21 protein-coding genes and 1 riboswitch are annotated in these 24210 nt (G+C 70.7%); of the genes, 14 read left to right on the top strand and 7 right to left on the bottom strand.

Features of this window, described 5'->3' with window-relative positions:
- Window positions 1-6 precede the first annotated feature (6 nt).
- From ACIODU_RS07635 to ACIODU_RS07625, 3 genes are all read left to right on the top strand, one after another.
- A complete protein-coding gene (locus ACIODU_RS07635; RefSeq protein WP_161306967.1) occupies window positions 7-267 on the top strand; it encodes a UBP-type zinc finger domain-containing protein in 261 nt (86 codons plus the stop codon).
- Between the two features lie 242 nt (window positions 268-509).
- Window positions 510-923, top strand: a complete 414-nt coding sequence (locus ACIODU_RS07630; RefSeq protein ID WP_161306966.1) for an anti-sigma regulatory factor — start codon at window positions 510-512, stop codon at window positions 921-923.
- Window positions 920-2038, top strand: a complete 1119-nt coding sequence (locus tag ACIODU_RS07625; RefSeq protein WP_401765105.1) for an RNA polymerase sigma factor SigF — start codon at window positions 920-922, stop codon at window positions 2036-2038. The genes ACIODU_RS07630 and ACIODU_RS07625 overlap by 4 nt, the downstream gene beginning before the upstream one ends.
- A gap of 480 nt (window positions 2039-2518) precedes the next feature.
- Here the strand turns inward: ACIODU_RS07625 and ACIODU_RS07620 are convergent, their stop codons facing one another.
- Window positions 2519-3001, bottom strand: coding sequence for a hypothetical protein (locus ACIODU_RS07620; RefSeq protein ID WP_401765102.1), 483 nt, complete (start codon window positions 2999-3001; stop codon window positions 2519-2521).
- Between the two features lie 237 nt (window positions 3002-3238).
- Between ACIODU_RS07620 and ACIODU_RS07615 the strand changes: the two genes are divergently transcribed.
- Window positions 3239-4207, top strand: coding sequence for a diacylglycerol kinase family protein (locus tag ACIODU_RS07615; protein ID WP_356427323.1), 969 nt, complete (start codon window positions 3239-3241; stop codon window positions 4205-4207).
- A 315-nt stretch (window positions 4208-4522) separates the two neighbouring features.
- A complete protein-coding gene (locus ACIODU_RS07610; RefSeq protein ID WP_004937597.1) occupies window positions 4523-4780 on the top strand; it encodes a WhiB family transcriptional regulator in 258 nt (85 codons plus the stop codon).
- Between the two features lie 214 nt (window positions 4781-4994).
- Here ACIODU_RS07610 and ACIODU_RS07605 read toward each other — a convergent pair whose 3' ends face one another.
- Window positions 4995-6491, bottom strand: coding sequence for a sensor histidine kinase (locus tag ACIODU_RS07605; RefSeq protein ID WP_401765864.1), 1497 nt, complete (start codon window positions 6489-6491; stop codon window positions 4995-4997).
- A 509-nt stretch (window positions 6492-7000) separates the two neighbouring features.
- Between ACIODU_RS07605 and nagB the strand changes: the two genes are divergently transcribed.
- Window positions 7001-7783, top strand: a complete 783-nt coding sequence (gene nagB, locus ACIODU_RS07600; protein ID WP_401765098.1) for a glucosamine-6-phosphate deaminase — start codon at window positions 7001-7003, stop codon at window positions 7781-7783.
- A gap of 173 nt (window positions 7784-7956) precedes the next feature.
- On the opposite strand, the gene ACIODU_RS07595 is transcribed toward nagB, so the two are convergent.
- The 4 genes from ACIODU_RS07595 to ACIODU_RS07580 form a co-directional block, all read right to left on the bottom strand.
- Window positions 7957-9546, bottom strand: a complete 1590-nt coding sequence (locus ACIODU_RS07595) for a glycoside hydrolase family 3 protein (protein WP_401765095.1) — start codon at window positions 9544-9546, stop codon at window positions 7957-7959.
- Window positions 9547-9554: 8 nt separating this feature from the next.
- Complete coding sequence (locus tag ACIODU_RS07590; protein WP_356427461.1) at window positions 9555-10373, bottom strand: carbohydrate ABC transporter permease; 819 nt, start codon at window positions 10371-10373, stop codon at window positions 9555-9557.
- A gap of 68 nt (window positions 10374-10441) precedes the next feature.
- Window positions 10442-11464 carry a carbohydrate ABC transporter permease gene (locus ACIODU_RS07585; protein WP_401765092.1) on the bottom strand — a complete coding sequence of 341 codons (1023 nt, stop codon included), beginning with the start codon at window positions 11462-11464 and terminating at the stop codon, window positions 10442-10444.
- Window positions 11465-11596: 132 nt separating this feature from the next.
- Window positions 11597-12883: an extracellular solute-binding protein gene (locus tag ACIODU_RS07580; protein ID WP_356427335.1), complete on the bottom strand. Its 1287-nt coding sequence runs from the start codon at window positions 12881-12883 to the stop codon at window positions 11597-11599.
- 281 nt (window positions 12884-13164) lie between these two features.
- On the opposite strand from ACIODU_RS07580, the gene ACIODU_RS07575 reads away from it, so the two are divergent.
- The 8 genes from ACIODU_RS07575 to ACIODU_RS07540 all read left to right on the top strand — a co-directional run bounded on the left by ACIODU_RS07575 (window position 13165) and on the right by ACIODU_RS07540 (window position 23571).
- Window positions 13165-13929, top strand: a complete 765-nt coding sequence (locus tag ACIODU_RS07575; RefSeq protein WP_161312002.1) for a GntR family transcriptional regulator — start codon at window positions 13165-13167, stop codon at window positions 13927-13929.
- Window positions 13930-14033: 104 nt separating this feature from the next.
- Window positions 14034-14327, top strand: a complete 294-nt coding sequence (locus ACIODU_RS07570) for a DUF3311 domain-containing protein (RefSeq protein WP_356427338.1) — start codon at window positions 14034-14036, stop codon at window positions 14325-14327.
- On the top strand, window positions 14324-15967 hold the full coding sequence (mctP, locus tag ACIODU_RS07565; protein WP_401765088.1) for a monocarboxylate uptake permease MctP: 1644 nt from the start codon (window positions 14324-14326) through the stop codon (window positions 15965-15967). The genes ACIODU_RS07570 and mctP overlap by 4 nt, the downstream gene beginning before the upstream one ends.
- 116 nt (window positions 15968-16083) lie before the next feature.
- Window positions 16084-16226: riboswitch (cobalamin riboswitch) on the top strand.
- Between the two features lie 144 nt (window positions 16227-16370).
- Window positions 16371-18818 (top strand): ribonucleoside-diphosphate reductase subunit alpha, encoded by a 2448-nt coding sequence (locus tag ACIODU_RS07560; protein WP_401765085.1) that lies wholly within the window; start codon window positions 16371-16373, stop codon window positions 18816-18818.
- Complete coding sequence (locus tag ACIODU_RS07555) at window positions 18818-19861, top strand: ribonucleotide-diphosphate reductase subunit beta (RefSeq protein ID WP_401765082.1); 1044 nt, start codon at window positions 18818-18820, stop codon at window positions 19859-19861. The genes ACIODU_RS07560 and ACIODU_RS07555 overlap by 1 nt, the downstream gene beginning before the upstream one ends.
- Window positions 19862-20018: 157 nt before the next feature.
- Complete coding sequence (locus tag ACIODU_RS07550) at window positions 20019-21872, top strand: SMI1/KNR4 family protein (protein WP_401765079.1); 1854 nt, start codon at window positions 20019-20021, stop codon at window positions 21870-21872.
- Complete coding sequence (locus ACIODU_RS07545) at window positions 21869-22357, top strand: DUF2809 domain-containing protein (protein WP_401765076.1); 489 nt, start codon at window positions 21869-21871, stop codon at window positions 22355-22357. Before ACIODU_RS07550 ends, ACIODU_RS07545 begins: the two co-directional genes overlap by 4 nt.
- 158 nt (window positions 22358-22515) lie before the next feature.
- Entirely contained in the window at window positions 22516-23571 is a 1056-nt protein-coding gene (locus ACIODU_RS07540; RefSeq protein WP_401765073.1) for a GlxA family transcriptional regulator, read from the top strand.
- Here ACIODU_RS07540 and def read toward each other — a convergent pair.
- A complete protein-coding gene (def, locus tag ACIODU_RS07535) occupies window positions 23547-24203 on the bottom strand; it encodes a peptide deformylase (protein WP_356427357.1) in 657 nt (218 codons plus the stop codon). The two genes, ACIODU_RS07540 and def, sit on opposite strands and share 25 nt — an antisense overlap.
- Between the last annotated feature and the right edge of the window lie 7 nt (window positions 24204-24210).

The raw sequence follows: 24210 nt of genomic DNA, 5'->3' as shown, positions 1-24210 counted from the left end.
GCCATCATGAGCGAGTGCCTGCATGCCGCGGAACTGCCGCGCCCCGAGCCCGAACCGCAGAGCGACACCTGTCTGGAGTGCCTCGCGGTCGGCAGTCATCCTGTTCAGCTACGGCTCTGCCTGGTCTGCGGGAACGTGGGGTGCTGCGACTCCTCGCCGTACCAACACGCCACACAGCATTTCAAGAACACCGATCATGAGGTCATGAGGAGTATCGAACCCGGAGAGAGCTGGCGGTGGTGTTACGTGGACGGTTCGATCGTCTGACGCTTGGGTACGTCAACCCTCCGCCGGTTTCTTGTATTTGAGGGCGGCGCACGTCCGGCGACTTTCCGTGCTCATGGACTTACTATGAGTGACACCCGTCGGACGGGGGTCCGGCGACAGGGCACTATGGATCGCGATAGCGTCGCCAGTCCAGACCGGCTGCGTACCGACTACGTACCGCGAGGCTTCGGGACGTCCCTTGTCCGGAGCCCTGAAGAGCTTGTGCCACCTTGGAGGTGAGGGTGTCCCAGATCGCAGGCGAGCCCGGGACCCAGGACTTCGTGGAAGTCCGGCTGCCCGCTGCGGGTGCCTACCTGTCCGTGCTGCGTACGGCCACGGCCGGCCTCGCGGCGCGTTTGGACTTCACCCTCGACGAGATCGAGGACCTCCGCATCGCGGTGGACGAGGCCTGCGCGATCCTGCTCCAGCAGGCCGTGCCCGGCTCCGTCCTCAGCTGCGTCTTCCGGCTCGTCGAGGACTCCCTGGAGGTGACCGTCTCGGCGCCGACCACCGACGGGCGGGCACCGGAACGGGACACCTTCGCCTGGACGGTGCTCTCCGCACTGGCCGGAAAGGTCGACTCGACGGTCGCGGAGGACCGTACGGTCTCCATCAGCCTGTACAAACAGCGCGGCGCGGGACCCGGGCCGGCGTGACGAACGGGGAAGGGCCGGTGCGTGACGAGGGGCGCGTCCCACGGGACGCGCGGCCGGAAGGATCCCGGCCGGCGGGACCGCGGGACGGGCACGGTGCTCCGGTGGAGCCCGTGCTCGCCCCCGAGGGCATCCCGGAGCAGCAGGCCCGTCCCCACCCGGAGGACGGGCTTGACGGCCAGAAGGCCGCGGCGGAGCAGGTGCAGGCAGAGCGGGCGGCCACGATGAGCGAGCAGAGCGAGCAGCAGCACACCAAGCAGACCGAGAAGACCGGGCAGAACGAGCAGACCGGACACAGCGAGCAGACCGAACACAGCGGGCACAGCGAGCAGACCGAGCACACCGAGCAGAAGCAGCACGACCCCCACGACCGCAGCGGGGCGCGGCTGATGTTCATCACGCTGCGCGAGCTGCCGGACGGGTCGCCGGAGAAGGCGGACCTGCGGAACCAGCTGGTCCGGATGCACCTGCCGCTGGTGGAGCATCTGGCGAGACGGTTCCGCAACCGCGGCGAGCCGCTGGACGATCTGACGCAGGTCGCGACGATCGGTCTGATCAAGTCGGTGGACCGGTTCGACCCGGAGCGCGGGGTCGAGTTCTCGACGTACGCGACGCCGACGGTCGTCGGGGAGATCAAGCGGCACTTCCGCGACAAGGGCTGGGCGGTGCGGGTGCCGCGCCGGCTCCAGGAGCTGCGGCTGTCGCTGACGACGGCGACGGCGGAGCTGTCGCAGCAGCACGGGCGGTCGCCGACGGTGCACGAGCTGGCCGAGCGGCTGGGGATCTCCGAGGAGGAGGTCCTGGAGGGGCTGGAGTCGGCGAACGCGTACTCGACGCTCTCGCTGGACGTCCCGGACACGGACGACGAGTCGCCGGCCGTGGCGGACACGCTGGGCTCGGAGGACGAGGCGCTGGAAGGCGTCGAGTACCGCGAGTCGCTCAAGCCGCTGCTGGAGGACCTGCCGCCGCGCGAGAAGCGGATCCTGCTGCTCCGCTTCTTCGGCAACATGACGCAGTCCCAGATCGCGCAGGAGGTCGGCATCTCCCAGATGCACGTCTCCCGCCTCCTGGCCCGGACGCTGGCGCAGCTGCGCGAGCGCCTGCTGGTCGAGGAGTAGGACAAACATCATTCGGTACGGCTCCGAGCCGCCCCGCCCCCGCCCTCCGGGGCCGACCCGGTGGACACCCGCCGGGCGGCGGGGGCCGCGGGTCCGTACGACGCCCACCGGGGTGGGCGGGGGCCGAGCCGGTCCGCACGGCGCCCGCCGACCGGCACCGCACCCGGACGCGGTGCGGCGCTCAGGCCCGGACCTCCGCACCCGGCACGCCGACGGTCGGGCCTGACCGCCGACGCGGCGCCGTCGGGCGGTCGGGCGCGGCGGACGGAATACGCGCCGCCGAGGCGGCAGCGGCGCACCGCCGAAGGCCCCCCGCACCCTGTGCGTCGACGCTTGGGGGCGGACCCCCGACCTCCGGCGCGGTGACGGCAGGACGGGACCGGCGGCCCGGGGTGCGTACCGGCCGCGACCCCGCCGACCGTCGCGGGCCGGACGCCGCTCCCCCGGCACACGCCCAGGAATCCCCGCACGCCCAGGACCTCAGTCGCGCGTCGAGTCGTCCGGCCTGGCGCCGATGCCCAGCGCCTCCGTCGTCGTCGGGTGGAGCAGCAGGACCAGGCCGGTCACGGCCACCGCCGCGAGGGCGACGCCGGCCGGGATCCCGGCGCCCGACGACTGGAGCAGCGTCCAGGCGACCGGCAGCGCCATGATCTGCGTGATCAGCGCGGGGCCCCGGCTCCAGGAGCGCCGCAGCAGCAGGCCCCGGACCGCCAGCAGCGGGAGCAGGGCGAGGACGATCACGGTGAGGCCGCCCGTCTCCGCCTGCCGGGGGCTGTCGGGGCGGCCCAGCAACCCCATGACCAGCAGGTATCCACCGGCGCCGAGCAGCGCGAGGGCTTCGAGCCCGCACAGCGCCGCCAGCGCGGTCAGGCGCGGGGGCCGCGGGCCGGACGCGGGCGCCGGCGCGGGGGCCGACGCGGACGTGGGCGGGGACGCGGGGCCGGTCTCTTCGCTGCTGCTCACCCCAGCAGGGTAGCCGCCGCGTTTTCCCGCCCGGCCGACCAGGCCGCCTCCCGGGCCATGGGCGAGGCCGCCGCCCGTACGGTCGGCCAGGTCTCAAGCCGCGCCGCCGGCAGGCCTCTTGCCGTACCGCCGGCCGCGCTCCCTCCCGTACGTTCGGCCGGGCCGCCGCCCGTCCCACCAGGCAGCCCGCCCGTCCCGAGGCGACCCGACCGCGCCCCGGCCGGTAATCTGCTGACCATGCGCGCACTCCTCGTGGTCAATCCGGCAGCAACCACCACCAGTGCCCGCACCCGTGACGTACTGATCCACGCGCTCGCCAGCAAGATGAAGCTGGAGGCCGTGACCACGGAGTACCGGGGGCACGCCCGGGACCTGGGCCGGCGGGCGGCGGAGTCGGACGACATAGAACTGGTCGTCGCCCTCGGCGGCGACGGCACGGTCAACGAGGTCGTGAACGGGCTGCTCCACCACGGCCCCGACCCCGACCGGCTGCCGCGTCTCGCGGTCGTTCCCGGCGGCTCGACCAATGTGTTCGCCCGTGCGCTCGGACTGCCCAATGACGCGGTCGAGGCGACCGGCGCGATTCTGGACGCACTGGCCCGGCAGAGCGAACGTACGGTCGGTCTGGGACTGGCGGCCGGGACTCCCGGGACGGAAGACGAATCGGTTCCGTCACGATGGTTCACTTTCTGTGCCGGATTCGGATTCGACGCGGGAGTGGTCGGAAGAGTCGAACAACAGAGGGAGCGCGGGAAAAGATCGACGCACGCCCTCTATGTGCGCCAGGTGGTACGGCAATTCCTGGAGGAGCCCCACCGCCGGCACGGCGTGATCACCCTGGACCGCCCCGGCGAGGACCCCGTGACGGACCTGGTGCTGTCCATAGTCTGCAACACCGCCCCCTGGTCCTACCTGGGCAATCGTCCTCTGTACGCGTCGCCGGGCGCCTCGTTCGACACCGCGCTGGACGTGCTCGGGCTGAACAGTCTGAGCCCCGCGGCGGTGGCGCGGTACGCGACCCAATTGCTCACTTCGTCCCCCGAAAAAGGGCCCCACGGACGCCATGCCGTGTCGCTCCACGACCTGACGGACTTCACCTTGCATTCCAAGGCGCGGCTGCCCTTCCAGATGGACGGCGACCACCTGGGACTGCGCACCAGTGTGACGTTCACAGGCGTTCGCCGTGCACTGCGTGTGATTGTGTGAGTGGAAGGACCCAAAGTCCTTCCACTCGAACGTTTAGGCTGGCATCCACCCCATGGAAGTACGGCTGTGACGGAGTCGTCACCGAGGAATCAAAAAAAACTTTCCAGAAGGGGTTGTATCCGCCGCCGAGGTTTGCGAATCTCTACATGGCGATCGGGACGGCCCGCAACACCGGCCTCCCTGAGAACCAGAACCCCTCCTCATTCAAGGACCACACCAGCTTGTCTGGCGGTCGGCCCTTCCCTTGTCGGGGGATTCGTGAAAGCGTTCACATTCACAAGCAACATGTTCGTCACACCAAGAGAGGTAGCAGCCATGGACTGGCGTCACAACGCCGTTTGCCGCGAGGAAGACCCCGAGCTCTTCTTCCCCATCGGCAACACCGGTCCTGCGCTGCTGCAGATCGAGGAAGCCAAGGCCGTCTGCCGTCGCTGCCCCGTCATGGAGCAGTGCTTGCAGTGGGCGCTCGAGTCCGGCCAGGACTCGGGTGTCTGGGGTGGCCTCAGCGAGGACGAGCGCCGCGCGATGAAGCGCCGCGCCGCTCGCAACCGGGCGCGTAACGCGACCGCCTGAACCACCCCGCAACGAGCCCCGGCCAGGCGGAGCGCACAGAGAGTGCGCACGGCCCCGCCCCCGAAACGCAGCGCGCAGTACCCCCCGATGCGCATCGCAATGTGAGCTTCGAACCGAGCCCCGGACCGTCACCACGGTCCGGGGCTCGATGCTTGTGACGGGTGACGGGTGACGTGCGTGCGACGAACCGGGTCGAACAGCCTCACCCTTACGGCTACTTCTGCGGTTCCACCGGTATGTCGAGCACCACGCGCGTACCGCCCCCGGGGTTGGGCACCATGTCGAAGCCGCCGCCCAACTCCCCCTCCACCAGCGTCCGTACGATCTGGAGCCCCAGATTCCCGGTCCGCTGCGGGTCGAACCCCTCGGGCAGCCCGACCCCGTCGTCCTGGACGGTGATGAGCAACCGGGCGTCGGAGCGCACCCCTTCACCGCGTTTCGCCGCCGGCTGGTCGCCGCTGCGGACCGCCGAGACCTCGACCCGGCCCTGTTCGCCCGGCGCGAAGGCGTGTTCCAGCGCGTTCTGAAGGATTTCGGCGAGGACCATCGAGAGCGGGGTGGCGACCTCCGCGTCCAGGATCCCGAACCGTCCGGTCCGCCGGCAGGCGACCACTCCGGGGGAGATCTCCGCCACCATCGCGAGGACCCGGTCCGCGATCTCGTCGAACTCGACCCGCTCGTCCAGATTCTGGGACAGCGTCTCATGCACGATCGCGATCGAACCGACGCGCCGTACGGCCTCGTTGAGGGCCTCCCGGCCCTGCGGTGAGTCCATCCTCCTGGCCTGGAGCCTGAGGAGCGCGGCGACCGTCTGGAGGTTGTTCTTGACCCGGTGGTGGATCTCCCTGATCGTGGCGTCCTTCGTGATCAACTCCCGCTCGCGGCGGCGCAGTTCCGTCACGTCACGGCAGAGGACCAGCGAACCGATCCGGACGCCCTTGGGTTTGAGCGGGATGGCGCGCAGCTGGATGACCCCGCCGCTGCCCTCGACCTCGGTCTCCCGGGGGGCGTAACCGCTGGCGAGTTTGACCATGGCCTCGTCCACCGGGCCCCGGGCGGGCGCCAGTTCGTCGGTGGTCCGTCCGAGGTGATGTCCCACCAGGTCGGACGCGAGTCCCAACCGGTGATACGCGGAGAGGGCGTTGGGGCTCGCGTACTGGACGACCCCGTCGGCGTCGAGCCGGATGAGCCCGTCGCCGACGCGCGGCGAGGCGTCCATGTCGACCTGCTGCCCGGGGAACGGGAAGGAGCCCGCCGCGATCATCTGGGCGAGGTCGGAGGCGGACTGGAGGTACGTCAGCTCCAGCCGGCTGGGCGTGCGGACCGTGAGCAGGTTGGTGTTGCGGGCGATGACGCCGAGGACGCGGGCCTCCCGGCGTACGGGGATGGACTCGACGCGTACGGGCACCTCCTCGCGCCACTCCGGGTCGCCCTCGCGGACGATCCGCCCCTCGTCCAGGGCGGCGTCCAGCAGGGGTCTGCGGCCCCGGGGGACGAGGTGGCCGACCATGTCGTCCTGGTAGGACGTGGGGCCGGTGTTGGGGCGCATCTGGGCCACGGAGACATAGCGCGTCCCGTCCCGGGTAGGGACCCACAGCACGAGGTCGGCGAAGGACAGGTCGGAGAGCAGCTGCCACTCCGAGACCAGCAGGTGGAGCCAGTCGAGGTCGGATTCGCTCAGGGCGGCGTGCTGGCGGACGAGGTCGTTCATGGAGGGCACACAGGCGAGCGTACCTGCGGCAGGAACCGGGACGAACCGCGAGCGGGCCCGCCGCGGAGGCCGCGGGCCCGCTCCCGCCGGGGGCGCCAAGGGCCGGAAATCGCCTGCCGGAATGGATGGACAGGGCGGAATGGTCTAGTCCACAATGATTCGGTAAAGAGCTTCCGCGCTCCCCGCACAGGAGCGCGGAACGAGGTACCCGGCGCTCTCTGCCCTGACTGCGCCGAGGCCTCCCCCACGGCCGTGCGGGACCGCACACCTGCCGGCCGTAGCAACTCCGGGCTGCGGTGCCGGACGGGTTGAGGGTCCCGTCGCGGCGCCGCGGCCCGCGGGTGTTTCCGGCCCCGGGGGCGCCCGCCCCGACTCCGCGCCCCGGCGCGTTCCCGTCATTCGCACCCGGCGCGCACGCCCGCCCGTACGGCCCCCTGGACGCCTCCGGCCCCTCTGCTAGATTGGTCTATACCACAAAAAGCCCCTTCCTCAGATCGGCAGGCCCCAGCGTGGAAGTTGTCATCGTCCAGGACGCCACGGCGGGCGGCGCGCTCATCGCGGACACCATCGCCGCGCTGCTGCGCCGCAAGCGCGACGCCCTCCTCGGTGTGGCCACGGGATCGACCCCGCTGCCCGTCTACCGGGCGCTGTCGGCCCTGGTCGGGTCCGGGGCGGTGGACGTCTCGGGCGCCAGGATCGCCCAGCTCGACGAGTACGTGGGGCTGCCGCAGGGCCACCCGGAGTCGTACCGCTCGGTCGTCCTGCGCGAGGTCGTGGCGCCGCTGGGCCTCTCCGAGGAGTCCTTCCTGGGGCCGGACGGCAGTGCCGAGGACATCCTGGCGGCGTGCGAGGCGTACGACCGCGCGCTCGCCGAGGCCGGCGGGGTCGACCTCCAGCTGCTCGGCATCGGCACGGACGGGCACATAGGCTTCAACGAGCCGTGCTCCTCGCTCGCCTCGCGCACCCGCATCAAGACGCTGACCCGGCAGACCCGCGAGGACAACGCGCGCTTCTTCGACAGCATCGACGACGTCCCGCACCACGTGATCACCCAGGGCATCGGGACGATCCTGGAGGCGCGTCACCTGATCCTGCTCGCCACCGGCGAGGGCAAGGCGGAGGCCGTGGCACAGACCGTCGAGGGTCCGGTCGCCGCGCTGGTGCCCGCCTCCGCGCTGCAACTGCACCCGCACGCCACGGTCGTCGTGGACGAGGCCGCCGCCTCGAAGCTCAAGCTCGCGGACTACTTCCGGGACACGTACGCGGCCAAGCCGGACTGGCAGGGGCTGTAGGGACGACCGCGCCCTCTCCGCACGACCGCGTCTTCTCCGGACGACCGCGTCTTCTCCGGACGTACGAAGACGAGTGCCGGACCGCCCGCGAGGGGTGGTCCGGCACTCGTCACTTCCGTCCCGGCCAGGACAACGGCACCGGCCGGGACTCAGCTCCTGGGGTGTCCCGCGGCTCAGACGCGGCCCGCGATGACCTCGGCCGCCGCCGTGCCGCACACCCGCGCCGCGCCGTGCGTGGCGATGTGCAGCGCACCCCTGGGCTCCGCCTCGTTCACGCCCATCTCAACGACGACCGTCGTGGGCCGTGCGGCGAGGAGCGCGTCCAGGGCGTCCGCCATCCACGCGTGCCGGTGCAGGTCCCGTACGACGGCGACGATCACGCGGTCACCGGCGGCGGCGAGTACCTTCCCGGTGAGCGCGGCGGTGTCCGTACCGTCGATGCCCGCGCTGTTGTACGCGCCGGTCTCGGTGCCGGGCAGCAGCCGCTCCAGCTCCGGGGCGACGCCCCACGGGGTCTCGTCGCCGACGGCGATGTTCGCCATCGGGGTGAAGGCGGCGACGTACGGCGCCTCGTCGAGCGGCTTGCCCGTACCGGTGACCCGCACCGCGCGCCGCGCGGCGACCAGTCCGACCGGGGCGTCGGCGGCAGTGCCGGTCGCGGGAGCGCTCACAGACCCGCTCAGGGTCACGCTTGTGGTGCCGGGCGCGGTCCCCTCCTGTGAATCCGCGCCCGGCTCCGCAGCCCCCCTGACCCGAACCGTCCAGTCGGCGAGCGCGCGCACCCGCGCGGCCGCGTCGGCCAGACGCTCCTCGGGCAGTTCGCCGTCCCGTACCGCCGCCACCAGCGCGTCGCGCAGCCGCAGTACGGTTCCCTCGTCGGACGGGCCGCCGCCGACGCAGATCGCGTCGGCGCCCGCCGCGATCGCGAGGGCGGTGCCGCGCTCGATCCCGTACGTGGCGACGATGGCTTCCATGTCCATGCCGTCGGTGACGATGAGGCCGTCGAAGCCCAGTTCCTCACGGAGGAGACCGAGCAGGATCTGCGGGCTCAGCGTCGCCGGGCGGTTGGGGTCGAGCGCGGGAAGCAGGATATGCGCGCTCATCACCGCTTTGGAACCCGCCGCGACGGCCGCCCGGAAGGGCAGCAGGTCACGGGCGTGCAGTGTGTCCAGGTCCACGTCGATGCGGGGCATCGCGTGGTGCGAGTCCACGGCGGTGTCGCCGTGGCCGGGGAAGTGCTTGGCGCAGGCGGCGACGCCGGCGCTCTGGAGACCGTCCACGTACGCGGCGGTGTGCCGGGCCACCAGGTCGGGGTCGGCGCCGAAGGACCGTACCCCGATGACCGGGTTGTTCCGGTTCGAGTTGACGTCGGCGGAGGGCGCCCAGTTGAAGTTCACCCCGCACGCGGCGAGCCGGCCGCCCAGCTCCCGGGCGACGGCCCGGGTGAGGTCGAGGTCGTCCACCGTGCCCAGCGCGTAGTTGCCGGGGAAGGACGAGCCGTGCCTGACCTCCAGGCGGGTGACGTCACCGCCCTCCTCGTCGATGGCGACGAGGAGGTCGTCGCGCTCGGCCCGCAACTGGGCGGTGAGCGCGGAGATCTGCTCGGGTGTGCGGATGTTGCGGCCGAACAGGGCGACGGAGGACAGGCCCTCGCCGATGCGCCGCAGGACCCAGTCCGGGGCCGTGGCGCCGGCGAAGCCCGGCTGGAGCACGGCGAGGGCGTCGCGGGTGAGCGTGTCGGGGCCGGTCAGGAGTGTGGTCATGGGTGGTGTTATCCCTTCACCGCGCCGGCCGTCAGACCGCCGACGGCGCGGCGCTGGAGGAAGGCGAAGACGAGGAGCACGGGGAGGGCGAAGAGCGTGGACGCGGCCATGGTCGCACCCCAGTCGCTGCCGAAGGCGGTCTGGAACTGGGTGAGCCAGAGCGGCAGCGTCTGCGACTCCTTCTCCTTGTTCAGGATCAGGACCATCGCGAACTCGTTCCAGGCGGTGATGAAGCCGAAGAGCGAGGTCGACATCAGGCCGGGGGCCAGCAGGGGGAAGATCACCTTCATGAACGCCTGGCCGCGGTTGCAGCCGTCGATCAGTGCGGCCTCCTCCAGCTCGACCGGGACGGCGGCGATGAAGCCGCGCAGGGTCCAGATGGTGAAGGGCAGCACCATGACGAAGTAGATCGCCGTCAGGGTGCCGAGGCTGTTGAGGTAGTCGCCGTCACGGGCGATCATGTAGACCACGATGACCATGACTTCCCACGGTGCCATCTGGGCCATCATGACGCCGAGCACCAGGCCCTTGCGCCCGCGGAATTTCATCCGTGCGATGGCGAAGGCGGCGGCCAGGGCGACGACCAGGGAGATGAGCACCGCGCCGATCGTGACGATCAGGCTGTTCGTGACGTACGTCCAGAACAGGTCGACGCCGGTCGCCTTGGTGTAGTTCTCGAAGGTCGGGGTGAAGACGAAGACCGGGTCCTTGGTGAGGATCTCGCTCTGCGGCTTCAGCGAGGACGCGAACATCCAGTAGACCGGGAAGATCAGGACCAGGGCGATGAGGAGAGCGCCCGCGTTCTTGGCGATCGCGCCGGGCCGCAGGGGCTTCCTGTTGCGGGCCGCGGGGGCGGCGGGCGGCGCGGCGGCGGGCGGCTTGGTGAGGGTGGTGGTCACTGCTCCTCCTCCTGCTTCAGGATCAGGCGGAAGTAGAAGGACATGATGGCGATCAGCATCACGATGGTCAGTACGGAGATCGCGGCGGCGAGGCCGTAGCGGAACAGGCCCTGGCCGGTGATGTACGCGTACACGGGGAGGGTCTCGGACGCGTGGTCCGGGCCGCCCTGGTTCATCGCGTACACCTGCGCGAACGCCTTGAAGACCCAGATGATCTCCAGGAACGTGGTGATCATGAAGAAGGGCCTGAGGTTCGGGAAGACCACCGACCAGAAGGTGCGCCAGCCGTTGGCGCCGTCCATCTTCGCGGCCTCGTACAGCTCGCTGCCGATGGTGGTGAGACCGGCGTACATGTTCAGCGCGACGAAGGGGATCGAGCCCCAGACGATCAGCAGCGTGACGATGACGAGGGTCGAGAAGCCAGTCTCGAACCAGTTGTGCTGTTCGTAGCCGGAGAAGCCGAGGGTGCGCAGCACCCAGTTCGCGACGCCGAACTGCTCGTCGAAGAGCCACCGGAAGACGGTCACGGAGGCGACGATGGGCATGGCCCAGGCGAGCATGAGCGCGAGCGAGAGGACCAGGCGCATCTTGGTGCCGAGGCGGTTGAGCAGCACGCCGATCAGCGACCCGATGACCATGATCAGGAGGACGTTGGCGACCGTGAAGACCAGGCTCCGCAGGACGACGGTCCAGAAGTCCGGGTCCTTGAGCAGCTCCGTGTAGTTGTCGAAGCCGACCCATTCGGGGAGCCGGGTGATCAGTTCCTTCCTGTTGACCTGCTGGAAGGAGAGGATCACGTTCTTGACGAGCGGATAGAGGAGCAGCACCGCCATCGAGAGGACCGCGGGGGCGATCAGCAGGTACGGCACCAGCCCGCCGAGCCGGGAGCGTCTACCGCGTGGAGGGGTGTGGATTTCCTGGGATCCGGTGGGGGGAGGCGGAGTCGTCGACTCCCCTGCCGCCCTTCCGGGCGCGTCCTCGGGTGCGGCGGTCACCGCTCCCTGGGAGTGCACGGTCATGGTCTTTCCTCGCGGTTCTGGGGCTCCCGCGCCCGGCCGGGCGCGACCCGCGGACGGCGGGCCGCTGTGCACGAACAGAACCCGGTGGCGCGGCCGGTGCAGAACACCGCCCGCACCACCGGGTGGTGACGACTACTGCTGGTTGATGCGCTCGTCGATGACCTTGTCGGCCGCTTCGCCGGCCTTCTTCGGGTCCTCACCGTTCAGGACCTTGGTCATGTAGTCCTTGATCGGGTTGGGCGCGGTCTCGACGTTCGCCCAGCCCGGGGTGACCGGGGTGATCTTGCCGACGGGCGCCGACTTGGCCATGGCCTCGGCGAACGAGTCCGCGGGCGGCGCGAACTGCGACGCGTCGTTGTTCGGCAGCAGGGCGCCGCCGGTGGCCTCGGCGTACTTGGCCATCTGGGCCTTGCCCGCGGCGAGGGCCAGCCACTCCTTGGCGAGGTCCTTGTTCGGGGAGCGCTCGGCCACCGCGAGGTTGGAGCCGCCGAAGAAGACGGAGCCCGGCTTGTCGGCGGTCTTGCCCGGGATCGGGAAGTAGCCGAAGTCGGCGGTCTTGCCGGCCTTCTTCATGGCGTCGATCGCGCCGCCGGCCTCCCAGCCGAGACCGATCCAGGACGCGACACCGCCCTTGGCCACGACGTCGGTGGACTGCTGAGGGGTCGCCTCGTCCTTGTCCTTGGGCGCGGTGGAGAACGACTGGAGTTCCTTGTAGAAGTTGATGGCGGCCGTGGCCTCGGGGGAGGCCAGGTTGCCCTTCCACTGGTCGCCGTCCTTGACCGCGAGGTCGCTGCCCTCGTCCCAGACGAAGCCGGAGTACACGTACCAGCTCTGGCCGGGCAGGTAGATCGGCTGGACCTTCTTGTCCGACGCCTGGATCTTCTTGAGGCCGGCGATCCACTCGTCACGCGTGGTCGGCGGGGTCACCTTGGCCTTCTTGAAGACGGCCTTGTCGTAGACGACGACGCGGCTGGCGGCGTACCAAGGGGCGGAGTACAGCTTTCCGTCCAGCTCGGTGGAGGCCAGCATGCCCTTGTTCCAGCCGTCGTAGCCGAGCGCCGCCTTGTCACCGGTGAGGTCCGCGAGACCGCCGGTGACCGCGTAGCCCGCGGTCTGGGTGTTGCCGAGTTCGAGGACGTCCGGCGGGGCGTCCTCGGAGAGGGCGGTGGTGACCTTCTCCTGGATGCCGTTCCACTGCTGGATCTCGACCTTGACCTTGACGCCCTTGTGGGCCGCCTCGAACTCCTTGTTGACACCCTTGATCCAGGCGTCGGGGGCGGAGCCGTCCATGACCCAGACGGTCAGGTTCTTGCTGCCGCCGGCCTTGGTTTCGCTACCTTTGTCGTCGTCCGAACCACATGCGGCGATGCTGACCATCATGCCCGCGACACCTATCGCCGCGACGAGCTTGCGCTTCACGCCACCCTCCTCAGGGATGCCTGCAACTGCTGCCCACCGCGAAGCCATACGACTAGTAGTGACTGTGGGGTCGGGGGCTTGGCCTTGAATGGTTTAGACCAGTACCGGGAGCTTGGCCTAGACCTTTGGGGGTGTCAAGGGTGTATAAGAAGGACAGTCGCGTCCGTTATCGGACCGACACCTGAGGAGGGGCGACGACCCGTGAGCGGTCCGTGCCACCATGTGAGCCGCGACAGACGGAGGAGCCGGTGACGGCAGCAGCACAGTCGGGAAGGCAGGCCATGGCCACGGACGGGAGCGGTACGGAGTCCGAGGGTACGGCTCCCGTACGCACGGCGCGCGTGCCCAAGTACTACCGTCTCAAGCGGCACTTGCTCGATATGACGGGGACGCTGCCCCCCGGCACACCGGTACCGCCAGAGCGTACTCTCGCCGCGGAGTTCGACACGTCGAGAACGACAGTTCGGCAGGCACTTCAGGAACTGGTCGTCGAGGGACGGCTCGAACGCATCCAGGGCAAGGGCACGTTCGTGGCCAAGCCCAAGGTCTCGCAGGCCCTCCAGCTCACCTCGTACACCGAGGACATGAGGGCCCAAGGGCTGGAACCCACGTCCCAGTTGCTGGACATCGGGTACGTCACCGCGGACGACACGCTCGCCGGGCTGCTCGACATCACCGCGGGCGGGCGGGTGCTGCGGATCGAACGGCTGCGGCTCGCCAGCGGGGAGCCGATGGCCATCGAGACCACCCACCTGTCGGCGAAACGCTTCCCCGCCCTGCGCCGCTCGCTCGTCAAGTACACGTCCCTCTACACGGCGTTGGCGGAGGTGTACGACGTGCGCCTCGCCGAGGCCGAGGAGACGATCGAGACGTCGCTCGCCACCCCCCGGGAGGCCGGGCTGCTGGGCACGGACGTCGGGCTGCCGATGCTGATGCTGTCGCGCCACTCGATCGACGGGAACGGCGAACCGGTGGAGTGGGTGCGGTCGGTGTACCGGGGCGATCGTTACAAGTTCGTGGCGAGACTGCGCAGGCCGGCCGACTGACCGGCCGCTCGCGGTCTTCCCACGGCCGGGGCCGTCCCCTAGATTTCCTGCGCGTTGCGAAAGCGATCAGCGAAACGGCGAGCAGTGAGGGGACGGAGCCGCGCATGTCGGAAACACCGCCAGCATCACCTTCGGAAACACCTGAGGAGAGCCCTCCCCCCACGGTCACCCCTGTCCGTGTGATCATCGCCCTCTGCCTGGTCGCGCCCTTCGTGGCGCTGCTCTGGGTGGGGTCGTACGCGAAGACCGACCCGGCCTTCATCGGCATCCCGTTCTTCTACTGGTACCAGATGCTCTGGGTCGTCGTGTCGGCCGCGCTGACGCTGGTCGCCCACCAGCTGTGGCAGCGCGACCAGCGCTCCCGTACGGGACTCCGCAAGGGCGGTGCGGCGCGATGAACGACGGGGTGAACGGCGTCGCGCTCGGCGTCTTCGTCTTCTTCTTCCTGGCCGTCACGGTCATGGGCTTCCTCGCGGCGCGCTGGCGCCGGGCGGAGAACGAGCAGAGCCTCGACGAATGGGGCCTGGGCGGGCGGTCGTTCGGCACGTGGGTCACCTGGTTCCTGCTCGGCGGTGACCTCTACACGGCGTACACCTTCGTGGCCGTGCCGGCGGCGATCTACGCGGCGGGCGCGGCGGGCTTCTTCGCCGTGCCGTACACGATCCTCGTCTATCCGCTCATCTTCACCTTCCTGCCTCGGCTGTGGTCGGTGTCGCACAAGCACGGATACGTGACCACCTCGGACTTCGTCCGGGGCCGGTTCGGCTCGAAGGGCCTCTCGCTGGCGGTCGCCGTCACCGGCATCCTCGCGACCATGCCGTACATCGCGCTGCAACTGGTGGGGATCCAGGCGGTGCTGGACGTGATGGGCGTGGGCGGCGGCGAGGACACGAACTGGTTCGTGAAGGACCTGCCGCTGCTGATCGCGTTCGCGGTGCTCGCGGCGTACACGTACTCGTCGGGGCTGCGGGCGCCCGCGCTGATCGCGTTCGTGAAGGACACCCTGATCTATCTGGTGATCATCGTGGCCATCATCTACATCCCGATCAAACTGGGCGGTTTCGACGACATCTTCGCGAAGGCGGGCGACGCGTTCGCGCAGAAGAACCCGGCGACCGGGGCGCCACGCGGCGCGCTCGCGCCGGGCGAGGCCCAGCAGTGGGGGTACGCGACGCTGGCGCTCGGCTCGGCGCTCGCGCTCTTCATGTATCCGCACTCGGTCACGGCGACGCTCTCCAGCCGCAGCCGTGAGGTGATCCGGCGCAACACCACGATCCTGCCGCTGTATTCGCTGATGCTGGGCCTGCTGGCGCTGCTCGGCTTCATGGCGATCGCCGCCGGGGTGAAGGTCGACAACGGGCAGCTGGCGATCCCGCAGCTCTTCGAGAACATGTTCCCGGACTGGTTCGCGGGGGTGGCGTTCGCGGCGATCGGGATCGGGGCGCTGGTGCCGGCCGCGATCATGTCGATCGCGGCGGCGAACCTCTTCACCCGCAACATCTACAAGGACTTCATCAAGCCGGACGCGACGCCCGCGCAGGAGACGAAGGTCTCCAAGCTGGTGTCGCTGCTGGTGAAGGTGGGGGCGCTGGCCTTCGTCCTGACGATGGACAAGACGGTGGCGATCAACTTCCAGCTGCTGGGCGGGATCTGGATCCTCCAGACGATGCCGGCCCTGGTCGGCGGCCTCTTCACCCGCTGGTTCCACCGCTGGGCGCTGCTCACGGGGTGGGCGGTGGGCATGCTGTACGGCACGATCGCGGCGTACGGCGTCGCGAGCCCGACGCAGGCGCACTTCGGCGGCTCCTCGAAGGAGATCCCGGGAATCGGCGAGATCGGCTACATCGGCCTGACGGCGTTCGTCCTCAACGCGGTGGTGACGGTGGTCCTGACGCTCGCCCTGAGGGCGGCGAAGGCCCCGGACGGCGTGGACGAGACCAGCCCGTCGGACTACACGGCGGACATCGGCGACCCGGGCGTGCAGAAGGACCTCCCGCTGTCCCCGGCGACCCCACCGGACCCGGACCCGGTGCGCTGAGAGAGCGCGGACGTACGGCGGAAGGCGGGCCCCCGGACTCCGGGCGGCCCGCCTTCCCGGTTCCGACACAGGGGGGCGAAGTGGGGCGCGACACAACATCTAGGGGGTGCTTCACCGTGTGCCCCCCAGATGTATGCTCGACCTCGTTGTCGACGCAGGGGAATCCGGTGTGAATCCGGAACTGTCCCGCAACGGTCTGCTGTGGTGTGCTTTGTCATACCCGTGAGTCCGAGGACCTGCCGGCGACGCATCCGGCTCGACCGAACCGGGTGCCAGGACGTCCGGGCCCCGAGGCTGGGCCGGAGACGCCGTGGTTCGTGCTGCCCGGAGACGGGTACGCGGCGGATCCGCGCGCCCCCGCTCCCCCGCCGACGGCCCAGAGCCGAGCGAGGGAGAGCACCACGTGACCATCGCGCCAGCCGATCCGGCTTCAGGCATCTCCGAGGTCTCCGCACAGGTGACCGACGGACCCGGGACCGCGTTGCTGCGGCTCCTGACCGACCTGACCGCCGATCTGCCCGACACCGACCCCGGACGCGTCGCCGGCGCCGCGCTGCGCGGCCGCAACGCCCGGTCGGACGAGGCCGAGCTGCGCGAGCTCGCCACCGAGGCGGCCGCGGGGCTCATCGCCGAGGACCCGGCCTACTCCCGGCTCGCCGCCCGGCTGCTCACCCGTACCATCTCCGAAGAGGCCGCGAGCCAGGGCGCCGTGGCGTTCTCCGCGTCCGTCACGGTGGGGCACCGCGAGGGCCTGATCGCCGACCGCACCGCCGAATTCGTCGCGCTGCACGCCGACTTCCTGGACGCGCTCATCGACCAGGACGCCGACGACCGCTTCGGCTACTTCGGGCTCCGTACCCTCTTCAGCCGGTACCTGCTCCGCCACCCGATCACCCGCAAGGTCATCGAGACCCCCCAGCACTTCCTGCTGCGCGTCGGCGCCGGTCTCGCCGAGGACACGAGCGTGCGCGCGCTGGAGGAGGTCGCCTCCCTCTACCGGCTGATGAGCCGCCTGGACTACCTCCCGTCCTCGCCGACGCTCTTCAACTCCGGTACGCGCCACCCGCAGATGTCCTCCTGCTACCTGCTGGACTCCCCGCTGGACGAGCTGGACTCGATCTACGACCGCTACCACCAGGTCGCGCGCCTCTCGAAGCACGCGGGCGGCATCGGCCTCTCGTACTCCCGCATCCGCTCGCGCGGCTCGCTGATCCGCGGCACGAACGGGCACTCGAACGGCATCGTCCCCTTCCTGCGGACCCTGGACTCGTCGGTCGCGGCGGTCAACCAGGGCGGCCGGCGCAAGGGCGCGGCCTGCGTCTACCTGGAGACCTGGCACGCGGACCTGGAGGAGTTCCTGGAGCTGCGCGACAACACCGGCGAGGAGGCCCGCCGTACGCACAACCTGAACCTCGCCCACTGGATCCCGGACGAGTTCATGCGCCGCGTCGACGCGGACGGCGAGTGGTCGCTGTTCTCCCCCGCCGACGTCCCGGAGTTCGTGGACCTGTGGGGCGACGAGTTCGACGCCGCGTACCGGAAGGCGGAGGCCGCCGGCCTGGCGCGGAAGACCGTCCCGGCCCGTGAGCTGTACGGCCGCATGATGCGTACCCTCGCCCAGACCGGCAACGGCTGGATGACCTTCAAGGACGCGTCGAACCGTACGGCCAACCAGACCGCCCTGCCCGGCAAGGTCGTCCACTCCTCCAACCTCTGCACGGAGATCCTGGAGGTCACGGACGACGGCGAGACGGCCGTCTGCAACCTCGGCTCGGTCAACCTCGGCGCGTTCGTGCTCGATTCGGGCGAGATCGACTGGGAACGGCTGGACGAGACCGTCCGTACCGCCGTCACCTTCCTCGACCGGGTCGTGGACATCAACTTCTACCCGACCGAGCAGGCCGGCCGCTCCAACGCCAAGTGGCGCCCGGTGGGCCTGGGCGCGATGGGCCTCCAGGACGTCTTCTTCAAGAAGCGCCTGCCGTTCGACTCCGCCGAGGCCGCCGCGCTCTCCACGAGGATCGCCGAGCGGATCATGCTCGCCGCGTACGAGGCGTCCTGCGCGCTCGCCGAGCGCAACGGGCCTCTCCCGGCCTGGTCGGAGACCCGTACCGCCGCCGGGGTGCTGCACCCCGACCACTACGACGTCGAGCTGAACTGGCCGGAGCGGTGGGACGCGCTGCGCGCCCGCGTCGCGAAGAGCGGCATGCGCAACTCGCTGCTCCTCGCGATCGCGCCGACGGCGACCATCGCCTCGATCGCGGGCGTGTACGAGTGCATCGAGCCGCAGGTCTCCAACCTCTTCAAGCGCGAGACGCTGTCCGGCGAATTCCTCCAGGTCAACTCGTACCTGGTGCAGGAGCTCAAGGACCTGGGCGTCTGGGACGCGCAGACGCGTGAGGCGCTGCGCGAGTCCAGCGGCTCGGTGGCCGGCTTCACCTGGATCCCGGCGGAGGTGCGCGAGCTGTACCGCACGGCGTGGGAGATCCCGCAGCGCGGTCTGATCGACATGGCGGCGGCCCGTACGCCGTTCCTCGACCAGAGCCAGTCGCTGAACCTGTTCCTGGAGACGCCGACCATCGGGAAGCTCAGCTCGATGTACGCGTACGCCTGGAAGAAGGGCCTCAAGACGACGTACTACCTGCGCTCGCGCCCCGCGACGCGCATCGCCCGCGCGGCGGGCGGCCCCCAGGCGGCGGCCACCGTGCCGGCGCCGGCCAGCGCGGCCGCTGCCGCCACCACCATCCCGCTCCAGCAGGCGTCCCCGGCCCCGGCCAACCCGATGGTCCCGGACGCGGACGCGATCGCCTGCTCCCTGGAGAACCCCGAGTCCTGCGAGGCCTGCCAGTAATGAGTTCCCCCGAGAAAGGTCCCGCCGTGACGAGCCCCGCCGAGAAGAACCTGCTCGACCCGGGCTTCGAGCTGACCCTGCGCCCCATGCGCTACCCGGACTTCTACGAGCGCTACCGCGACGCGATCAAGAACACCTGGTCGGTGGAGGAGGTCGATCTCCACTCCGACGTCGCGGACCTCGCCAAGCTCTCCCCCGGCGAGCAGCACATGATCGGCCGGCTGGTCGCGTTCTTCGCGACGGGCGACTCGATCGTGTCGAACAACCTGGTGCTGACGCTCTACAAGCACATCAACTCCCCCGAGGCGCGGCTGTACCTGTCCCGCCAGCTCTTCGAGGAGGCCGTGCACGTCCAGTTCTATCTGACGCTGCTCGACACCTATCTGCCCGACCCGGACGACCGCGCGGCGGCCTTCGACGCGGTGGAGGAGATCCCGTCGATCCGCGAGAAGGCGCAGTTCTGCTTCCGCTGGATGGACTCGGTGGAGAAGATCGACCGCCTGGAGACCAAGGCGGACCGGCGCCGCTTCCTCCTCAACCTGATCTGCTTCGCGGCGTGCATCGAGGGGCTGTTCTTCTACGGAGCCTTCGCGTACGTGTACTGGTTCCGCTCGCGCGGTCTGCTGCACGGCCTGGCCACCGGCACCAACTGGGTGTTCCGTGACGAGACGATGCACATGAACTTCGCCTTCGAGGTGGTCGACACCGTCCGCAAGGAGGAGCCCGACCTCTTCGACGACGCGCTCCAGCAGCAGGTCACGGACATGCTGAAGGAGGCCGTCGAGGCGGAGTTGCAGTTCGGGCGCGACCTGTGCGGGGACGGCCTGCCGGGCATGAACACGGAGTCGATGCGCGAGTACCTCCAGTGCGTCGCGGACCAGCGGCTCCAGCGGCTGGGCTTCGCGCCGGTGTACGGCTCGGAGAATCCGTTCTCCTTCATGGAGCTCCAGGGCGTGCAGGAACTGACCAACTTCTTCGAACGCCGCCCGTCGGCGTACCAGGTGGCGGTGGAGGGGTCGGTCGCGTTCGACGACGACTTCTAGGCCGCTGTTCCGCGGCTTCCGGGTCGCTGGGGTAGGGCTTCCGGGTCGCTGGTGTGCGGCCGGGGCACGACCGGGGCGCGCCCCCTCTCCGCTGTGGCGGGGGTGGGGCGCGTTGTCGCGTTGTCGCGTTGTCAGTGGTCGCGTACACCATGGACCCATGACGACGACGAACACGGGGCACGACCACCCCCGCTCGCGCGAGGAGTTCGACTGGCGGGCGTTCCTGCGCGGGTGGAGCGCGGAGTGGGCCGACGCGGCCGATCCGGACGTGGTGGACGGGCACGGGCTGCGTGAGGCGCGGGAGCAGCGGTGGCTCGGGTTCGGGCCGGCGGATCCGAAGGCGCTCGCGGTGTGGGAGGCGCGGGCGGGGGGTGCGCTGCCGCCGTCGTTCCGGGCGTTCCTGGAGGTGACCGACGGGTGGCGGATGACCGGTACGCCGGTATGGCTCCTGGCGCGGACGGAGGGGGTCTCCGACGAGACGGGGTCGGGGGGCCGGTCGCTGCGGCTCACCGACGACTCGGCCCGCGTGGACGTGGTGCTCGACCCGCTGGACGTGGCGGAGGACGGCGAGTGGGCGGTGCGGGTCCGGGTAGCGGGGAGCCGGGCGGAGCCCGTGCGGTATCCGTCGTTCCGGGCGTACATGGAGTCCGTCCACGAGAGGTTCCTCGCGGACGCGGACGCCCAGGCGGATGCCGACGCGTTGGACGCGGACGTGGACCGCGCGCGGCGGCTGGCCCTCGCCGGTGATCCGGACGGGGCGCTGGCGCTGCTGGCGCCGGCGGTACGGGCCCGCCATCCGCGCGCCCTGTCGATCCAGGAGCAACTCACCGAGCTCCTCGGGCTACCGCCGGGCGGCGAACGCGCGGCGCCGGTCGGCGACACGGCGTACACCGTGCGGGAACTGCTCCCGAAGAGGTGCCTGACCGCGAAGCGATGGACCTCGCTCGGCAGCGTGCCCAATCTGGAGGGGGTACGCAGGGACTTCCCGGCGGTCGATCCGGCGGTGGTCGAGCCGGTGCTGCACGCGGTCTTCGACGGCACGTACCGCCACACCGTCGAGGGCCCGTTCGGTGAAGTGGTGGCACGGGCCCGGGAGTTCGCGCGCTGGGGCTGCGTGGACGAGGCGTGGGCGACGCTGCGCGACGGCATGCGGGAATGGCGCCCGTACGACGACGAGGAGCAGGTGGCGCCACTCGGGCTGGTGGCGGACGGCGTACTGGGACCACTGCTGACAGCCCGGCGGGGACGGGAGTTGCTCACCTCGTCCCGTACGGCCGCCGTGGCGGTCACCGCGAAGCCGGACGGACTGGCGTGGCTGGTGGCGGAGGACCGCAGGTTCGAGTTCAAGTGGTGGCTGGTGCTGGCGCGCGGGGTGGAGCCGGCGGACCTGCCGCGCGTCCTGGGCACCGAGCGCGGGCTGTCGCCGCATCCGGTGACGGTGGCGAGGCGGCTCGAAACGGCGTTCCACCCGCCGGCGCCACCGCTGGTGTTGAAGGACAGTCCGGGGAAGTTGGTGGTCCCGGGCATACCCGCGAACGGGCTCCCCTCGGCGGCGGCGGTGGGCCGCGCAGGCCAGGACACCGAGGGCGAGGGCTGGGCGTTCGCCCTGGTGGAGATGGCGGGGCGGGGGGTGATGCGGTCGCCCGCCCCGGCCGCGTCGGCGGTCTCCGGCGGCCTGGTCCTGAGCGTGGGCAGTACGTTGAACCTCGACCCGGACGTGCCGACTCTGCGGGTCACGGCCGCCGAGGCCGGGCGGATCGTGTGGGAGGTCACCGTCGGCCCGCCCGGGATCACCGAGCCCGAGGCCCGGGGAGAGGTCCCCCCTGCCCTCGATCCGCGCCGCCACCTCGCGGCCCGGACCGCCACCCGCGACCCGGCCGCACCGGCGCGGTGGCTGTGCGAGGCCCTGGCAGCGGAGTTCGGGGTGTCGGTGAGCCGCGACGCGGTGGTGCTGGGCCGCCTGCACAGCCTGGAGGTCCCGCGGTGGTCCAGCTCTCCGTTCACCCCGTGATCCGTACCCGGCCGGCGGCTCTCGCGTGTGCCGCGGCGACCGTCGCCGCGGGGCTCGGGGTCAGGGCGTGGGCGGACGGCGATCTCGCCAAGTACGCGGGCGACGCGCTGTACACCGTGCTCGTCCACGCCCTCGTCGTGTGCGCCGTCCCCCGGGTACGGCCCCGCACCGCCGCCGTCGGCGCCTTTGTGTTCAGCTGCGCGGTCGAACTGCTCCAGCTCACCCCGGTCCCGGCCGGGCTCGCCGCGCGCAGCGGGCTCGCCCGGCTGGTGCTGGGTTCGACCTTCAACGCACCTGACCTGCTGTGGTACGCGGTCGGCGCGGGCGCGGCAGCAGTCCTGCACTCGCTGCCGGCGCGCTCGGCCCGATCGGGGCGCTCGACGCGCTCGACGCGCTCGGCGCCCGTCCGTCGTCCCGCGCCGCCTCCGGATCCCCCCTCCCGACCGTCGCGTGGCGCAACTGGCGGTCGATCGACAGGTCCTTGAGGAGCCAGAGCAGGGCCGGGAGGGCCAGGAGAACGAACAGGGCCGTAAGGGCGGCAAACGCCAGGAAGGTGTCCATGCGTCCAGCGTCGTGGATGGGTTCCCCACAGGGCAGTGGCAGGACTGTCATCGAACCTCGAATTACTGCCACACTGGGCCGCATGCTGAAAAACGTCGCCGCCGTCCTGCTCGACGGAGTCCACCCCTTCGAACTCGGCGTCGTCTGCGAGGTGTTCGGGCTCGATCGCAGCGACGACGGGCTGCCCGTCTACGACTTCGCGGTGGTGTCCGCGGAGGGGGCGGAGCTGCGCACCCACGCCGGGTTCACCCTCGGCTCGCTGGCCGGGCTCGAACGGCTGGAGGAGGCCGACCTCATCGCCGTACCCGCGGGCGACGCCTACGCGGAGCGCGCGTTCCCCGAGGAGTTGCTGGCGGCGCTGCGGCGGGCCGTGGACCGGGGGGCCCGTGTGCTCAGCGTCTGCACCGGCGGCTATCTGCTCGGCGCCGCGGGCCTCCTCGACGGGCGCCGCTGCGCCGTGCACTGGCGGCACTCGGCCGACCTCGCGCGGCGTTTTCCCGAGGCGCGGGTGGAGCCCGCCGTGCTGTACGTCGAGGACGGTCCCGTGATCACGTCCGCCGGTTCGGCCGCCGGCATCGACGCGTGCCTGTATCTCGTACGGCAGGAACACGGCCCGGAGATCGCCAACGCGCTCGCCCGCCGCATGGTCGTCCCGCCCCACCGCGACGGCGGCCAGGCCCAGTTCATCGAGCGGCCGCTGCCCGTCGCCTGCGACACCGTCGGGGAGGTGCTGTCCTGGATGGAGCGCCACCTGGACCGCGAGATGACCGTGGAGCAGCTGGCCGAGCGGGCCCACATGTCGCCCCGCACCTTCGCCCGCCGCTTCCAGCAGGAGACGGGGACCACTCCGTACCGCTGGCTCCTGCGCCAACGGGTGCTGCTGGCACAGGAGTTGCTGGAGGGTACGCACGAGACGGTCGACCGGGTCGCGGGACGCGCCGGGTTCGGGAACGCGGCGGGGCTCCGGCATCACTTCCTGCGGACCCTCGGGACGACGCCGAACGCGTACCGGCGGACGTTCCAGGGGCCGGGCCCGGGCCCGGCCTCGGGCCCGGCATCCGTCCCCGTCCCGGCCCCCGTCCCGGCCCAGGCCCCTGTCCCGGCCTCACGGTCTCAGGCGTTCGGGACCGTCTCGTAGCGCGGCGTGCCCTCTTCCATCTGCTTGAGCGCGTCCTTCCGGTCCCGCTTCGACAGCCGGTCGATGTACAGGTACCCGTACAGATGGTCCGTCTCGTGCTGGAGGCAGCGCGCGAAGTACCCGGTGCCCGCCACCTTCACCGGATTGCCCTGGGCGTCCTGGCCGCGTACCACCGCGTAGTCGGGGCGGGGCAGGGCCGCGTACGCCGTCGGGACCGACAGGCAGCCCTCGTTGGAGTCGTCCAAGTGGCGCTTCTCCGGCGGCAGTTCCTCCAGCACCGGGTTGCAGATCGCCCCGACGTGGCGCTTGCCGTCGTCGTCCGGGCAGTCGTACACGAAGACCTTGAGGTCCACGCCGATCTGGTTGGCGGCGAGGCCGACGCCCTCCGCCGTGTGCTGGCTGGCGAACATGTCGTCGATCAGCGCGGCGAGGGAGTCGTCGAACTCCGTGACGTCCCGGCACTCCTTGTGGAGCACCGGATTCCCGACGACGGTGATCGGGCGGGACGTGCCGCGCTCGCGGTGCGCCAGCTCACGCTCCGCGGCGCGCTCCGTGTCGTCGGCGAACCCGTCCGCCGTCCCGGCCACGGTGGTTCCCCTGTCGACCCGCTGGTCCGTCTCCTGCTGCGCCATGTCCGCA

Origin of the sequence: Streptomyces sp. NPDC088261 (assembly GCF_044740805.1) — a bacterium.
Lineage (GTDB): Bacteria > Actinomycetota > Actinomycetes > Streptomycetales > Streptomycetaceae > Streptomyces.
Note: the sequence above shows the minus strand (reverse complement) of the source record. Positions and strands in the feature narration are given on the sequence as shown.

Bases quoted from the DNA above. Each gene is read 5' to 3' on its own strand.
- ACIODU_RS07635 (WP_161306967.1), top strand. From the start codon at position 7: ATGAGCGAGTGCCTGCATGCCGCGGAACTGCCGCGCCCCGAGCCCGAA.
- ACIODU_RS07615 (WP_356427323.1), top strand. From the start codon at position 3,239: ATGCGCGCACTCCTCGTGGTCAATCCGGCAGCAACCACCACCAGTGCC.
- ACIODU_RS07610 (WP_004937597.1), top strand. From the start codon at position 4,523: ATGGACTGGCGTCACAACGCCGTTTGCCGCGAGGAAGACCCCGAGCTC.
- ACIODU_RS07605 (WP_401765864.1), bottom strand. From the start codon at position 6,491: ATGAACGACCTCGTCCGCCAGCACGCCGCCCTGAGCGAATCCGACCTC.
- ACIODU_RS07595 (WP_401765095.1), bottom strand. From the start codon at position 9,546: ATGACCACACTCCTGACCGGCCCCGACACGCTCACCCGCGACGCCCTC.
- ACIODU_RS07585 (WP_401765092.1), bottom strand. From the start codon at position 11,464: ATGACCGTGCACTCCCAGGGAGCGGTGACCGCCGCACCCGAGGACGCG.
- ACIODU_RS07575 (WP_161312002.1), top strand. From the start codon at position 13,165: ATGGCCACGGACGGGAGCGGTACGGAGTCCGAGGGTACGGCTCCCGTA.
- ACIODU_RS07570 (WP_356427338.1), top strand. From the start codon at position 14,034: ATGTCGGAAACACCGCCAGCATCACCTTCGGAAACACCTGAGGAGAGC.
- mctP (WP_401765088.1), top strand. From the start codon at position 14,324: ATGAACGACGGGGTGAACGGCGTCGCGCTCGGCGTCTTCGTCTTCTTC.
- ACIODU_RS07555 (WP_401765082.1), top strand. From the start codon at position 18,818: ATGAGTTCCCCCGAGAAAGGTCCCGCCGTGACGAGCCCCGCCGAGAAG.
- ACIODU_RS07550 (WP_401765079.1), top strand. From the start codon at position 20,019: ATGACGACGACGAACACGGGGCACGACCACCCCCGCTCGCGCGAGGAG.
- ACIODU_RS07540 (WP_401765073.1), top strand. From the start codon at position 22,516: ATGCTGAAAAACGTCGCCGCCGTCCTGCTCGACGGAGTCCACCCCTTC.
- def (WP_356427357.1), bottom strand. From the start codon at position 24,203: ATGGCGCAGCAGGAGACGGACCAGCGGGTCGACAGGGGAACCACCGTG.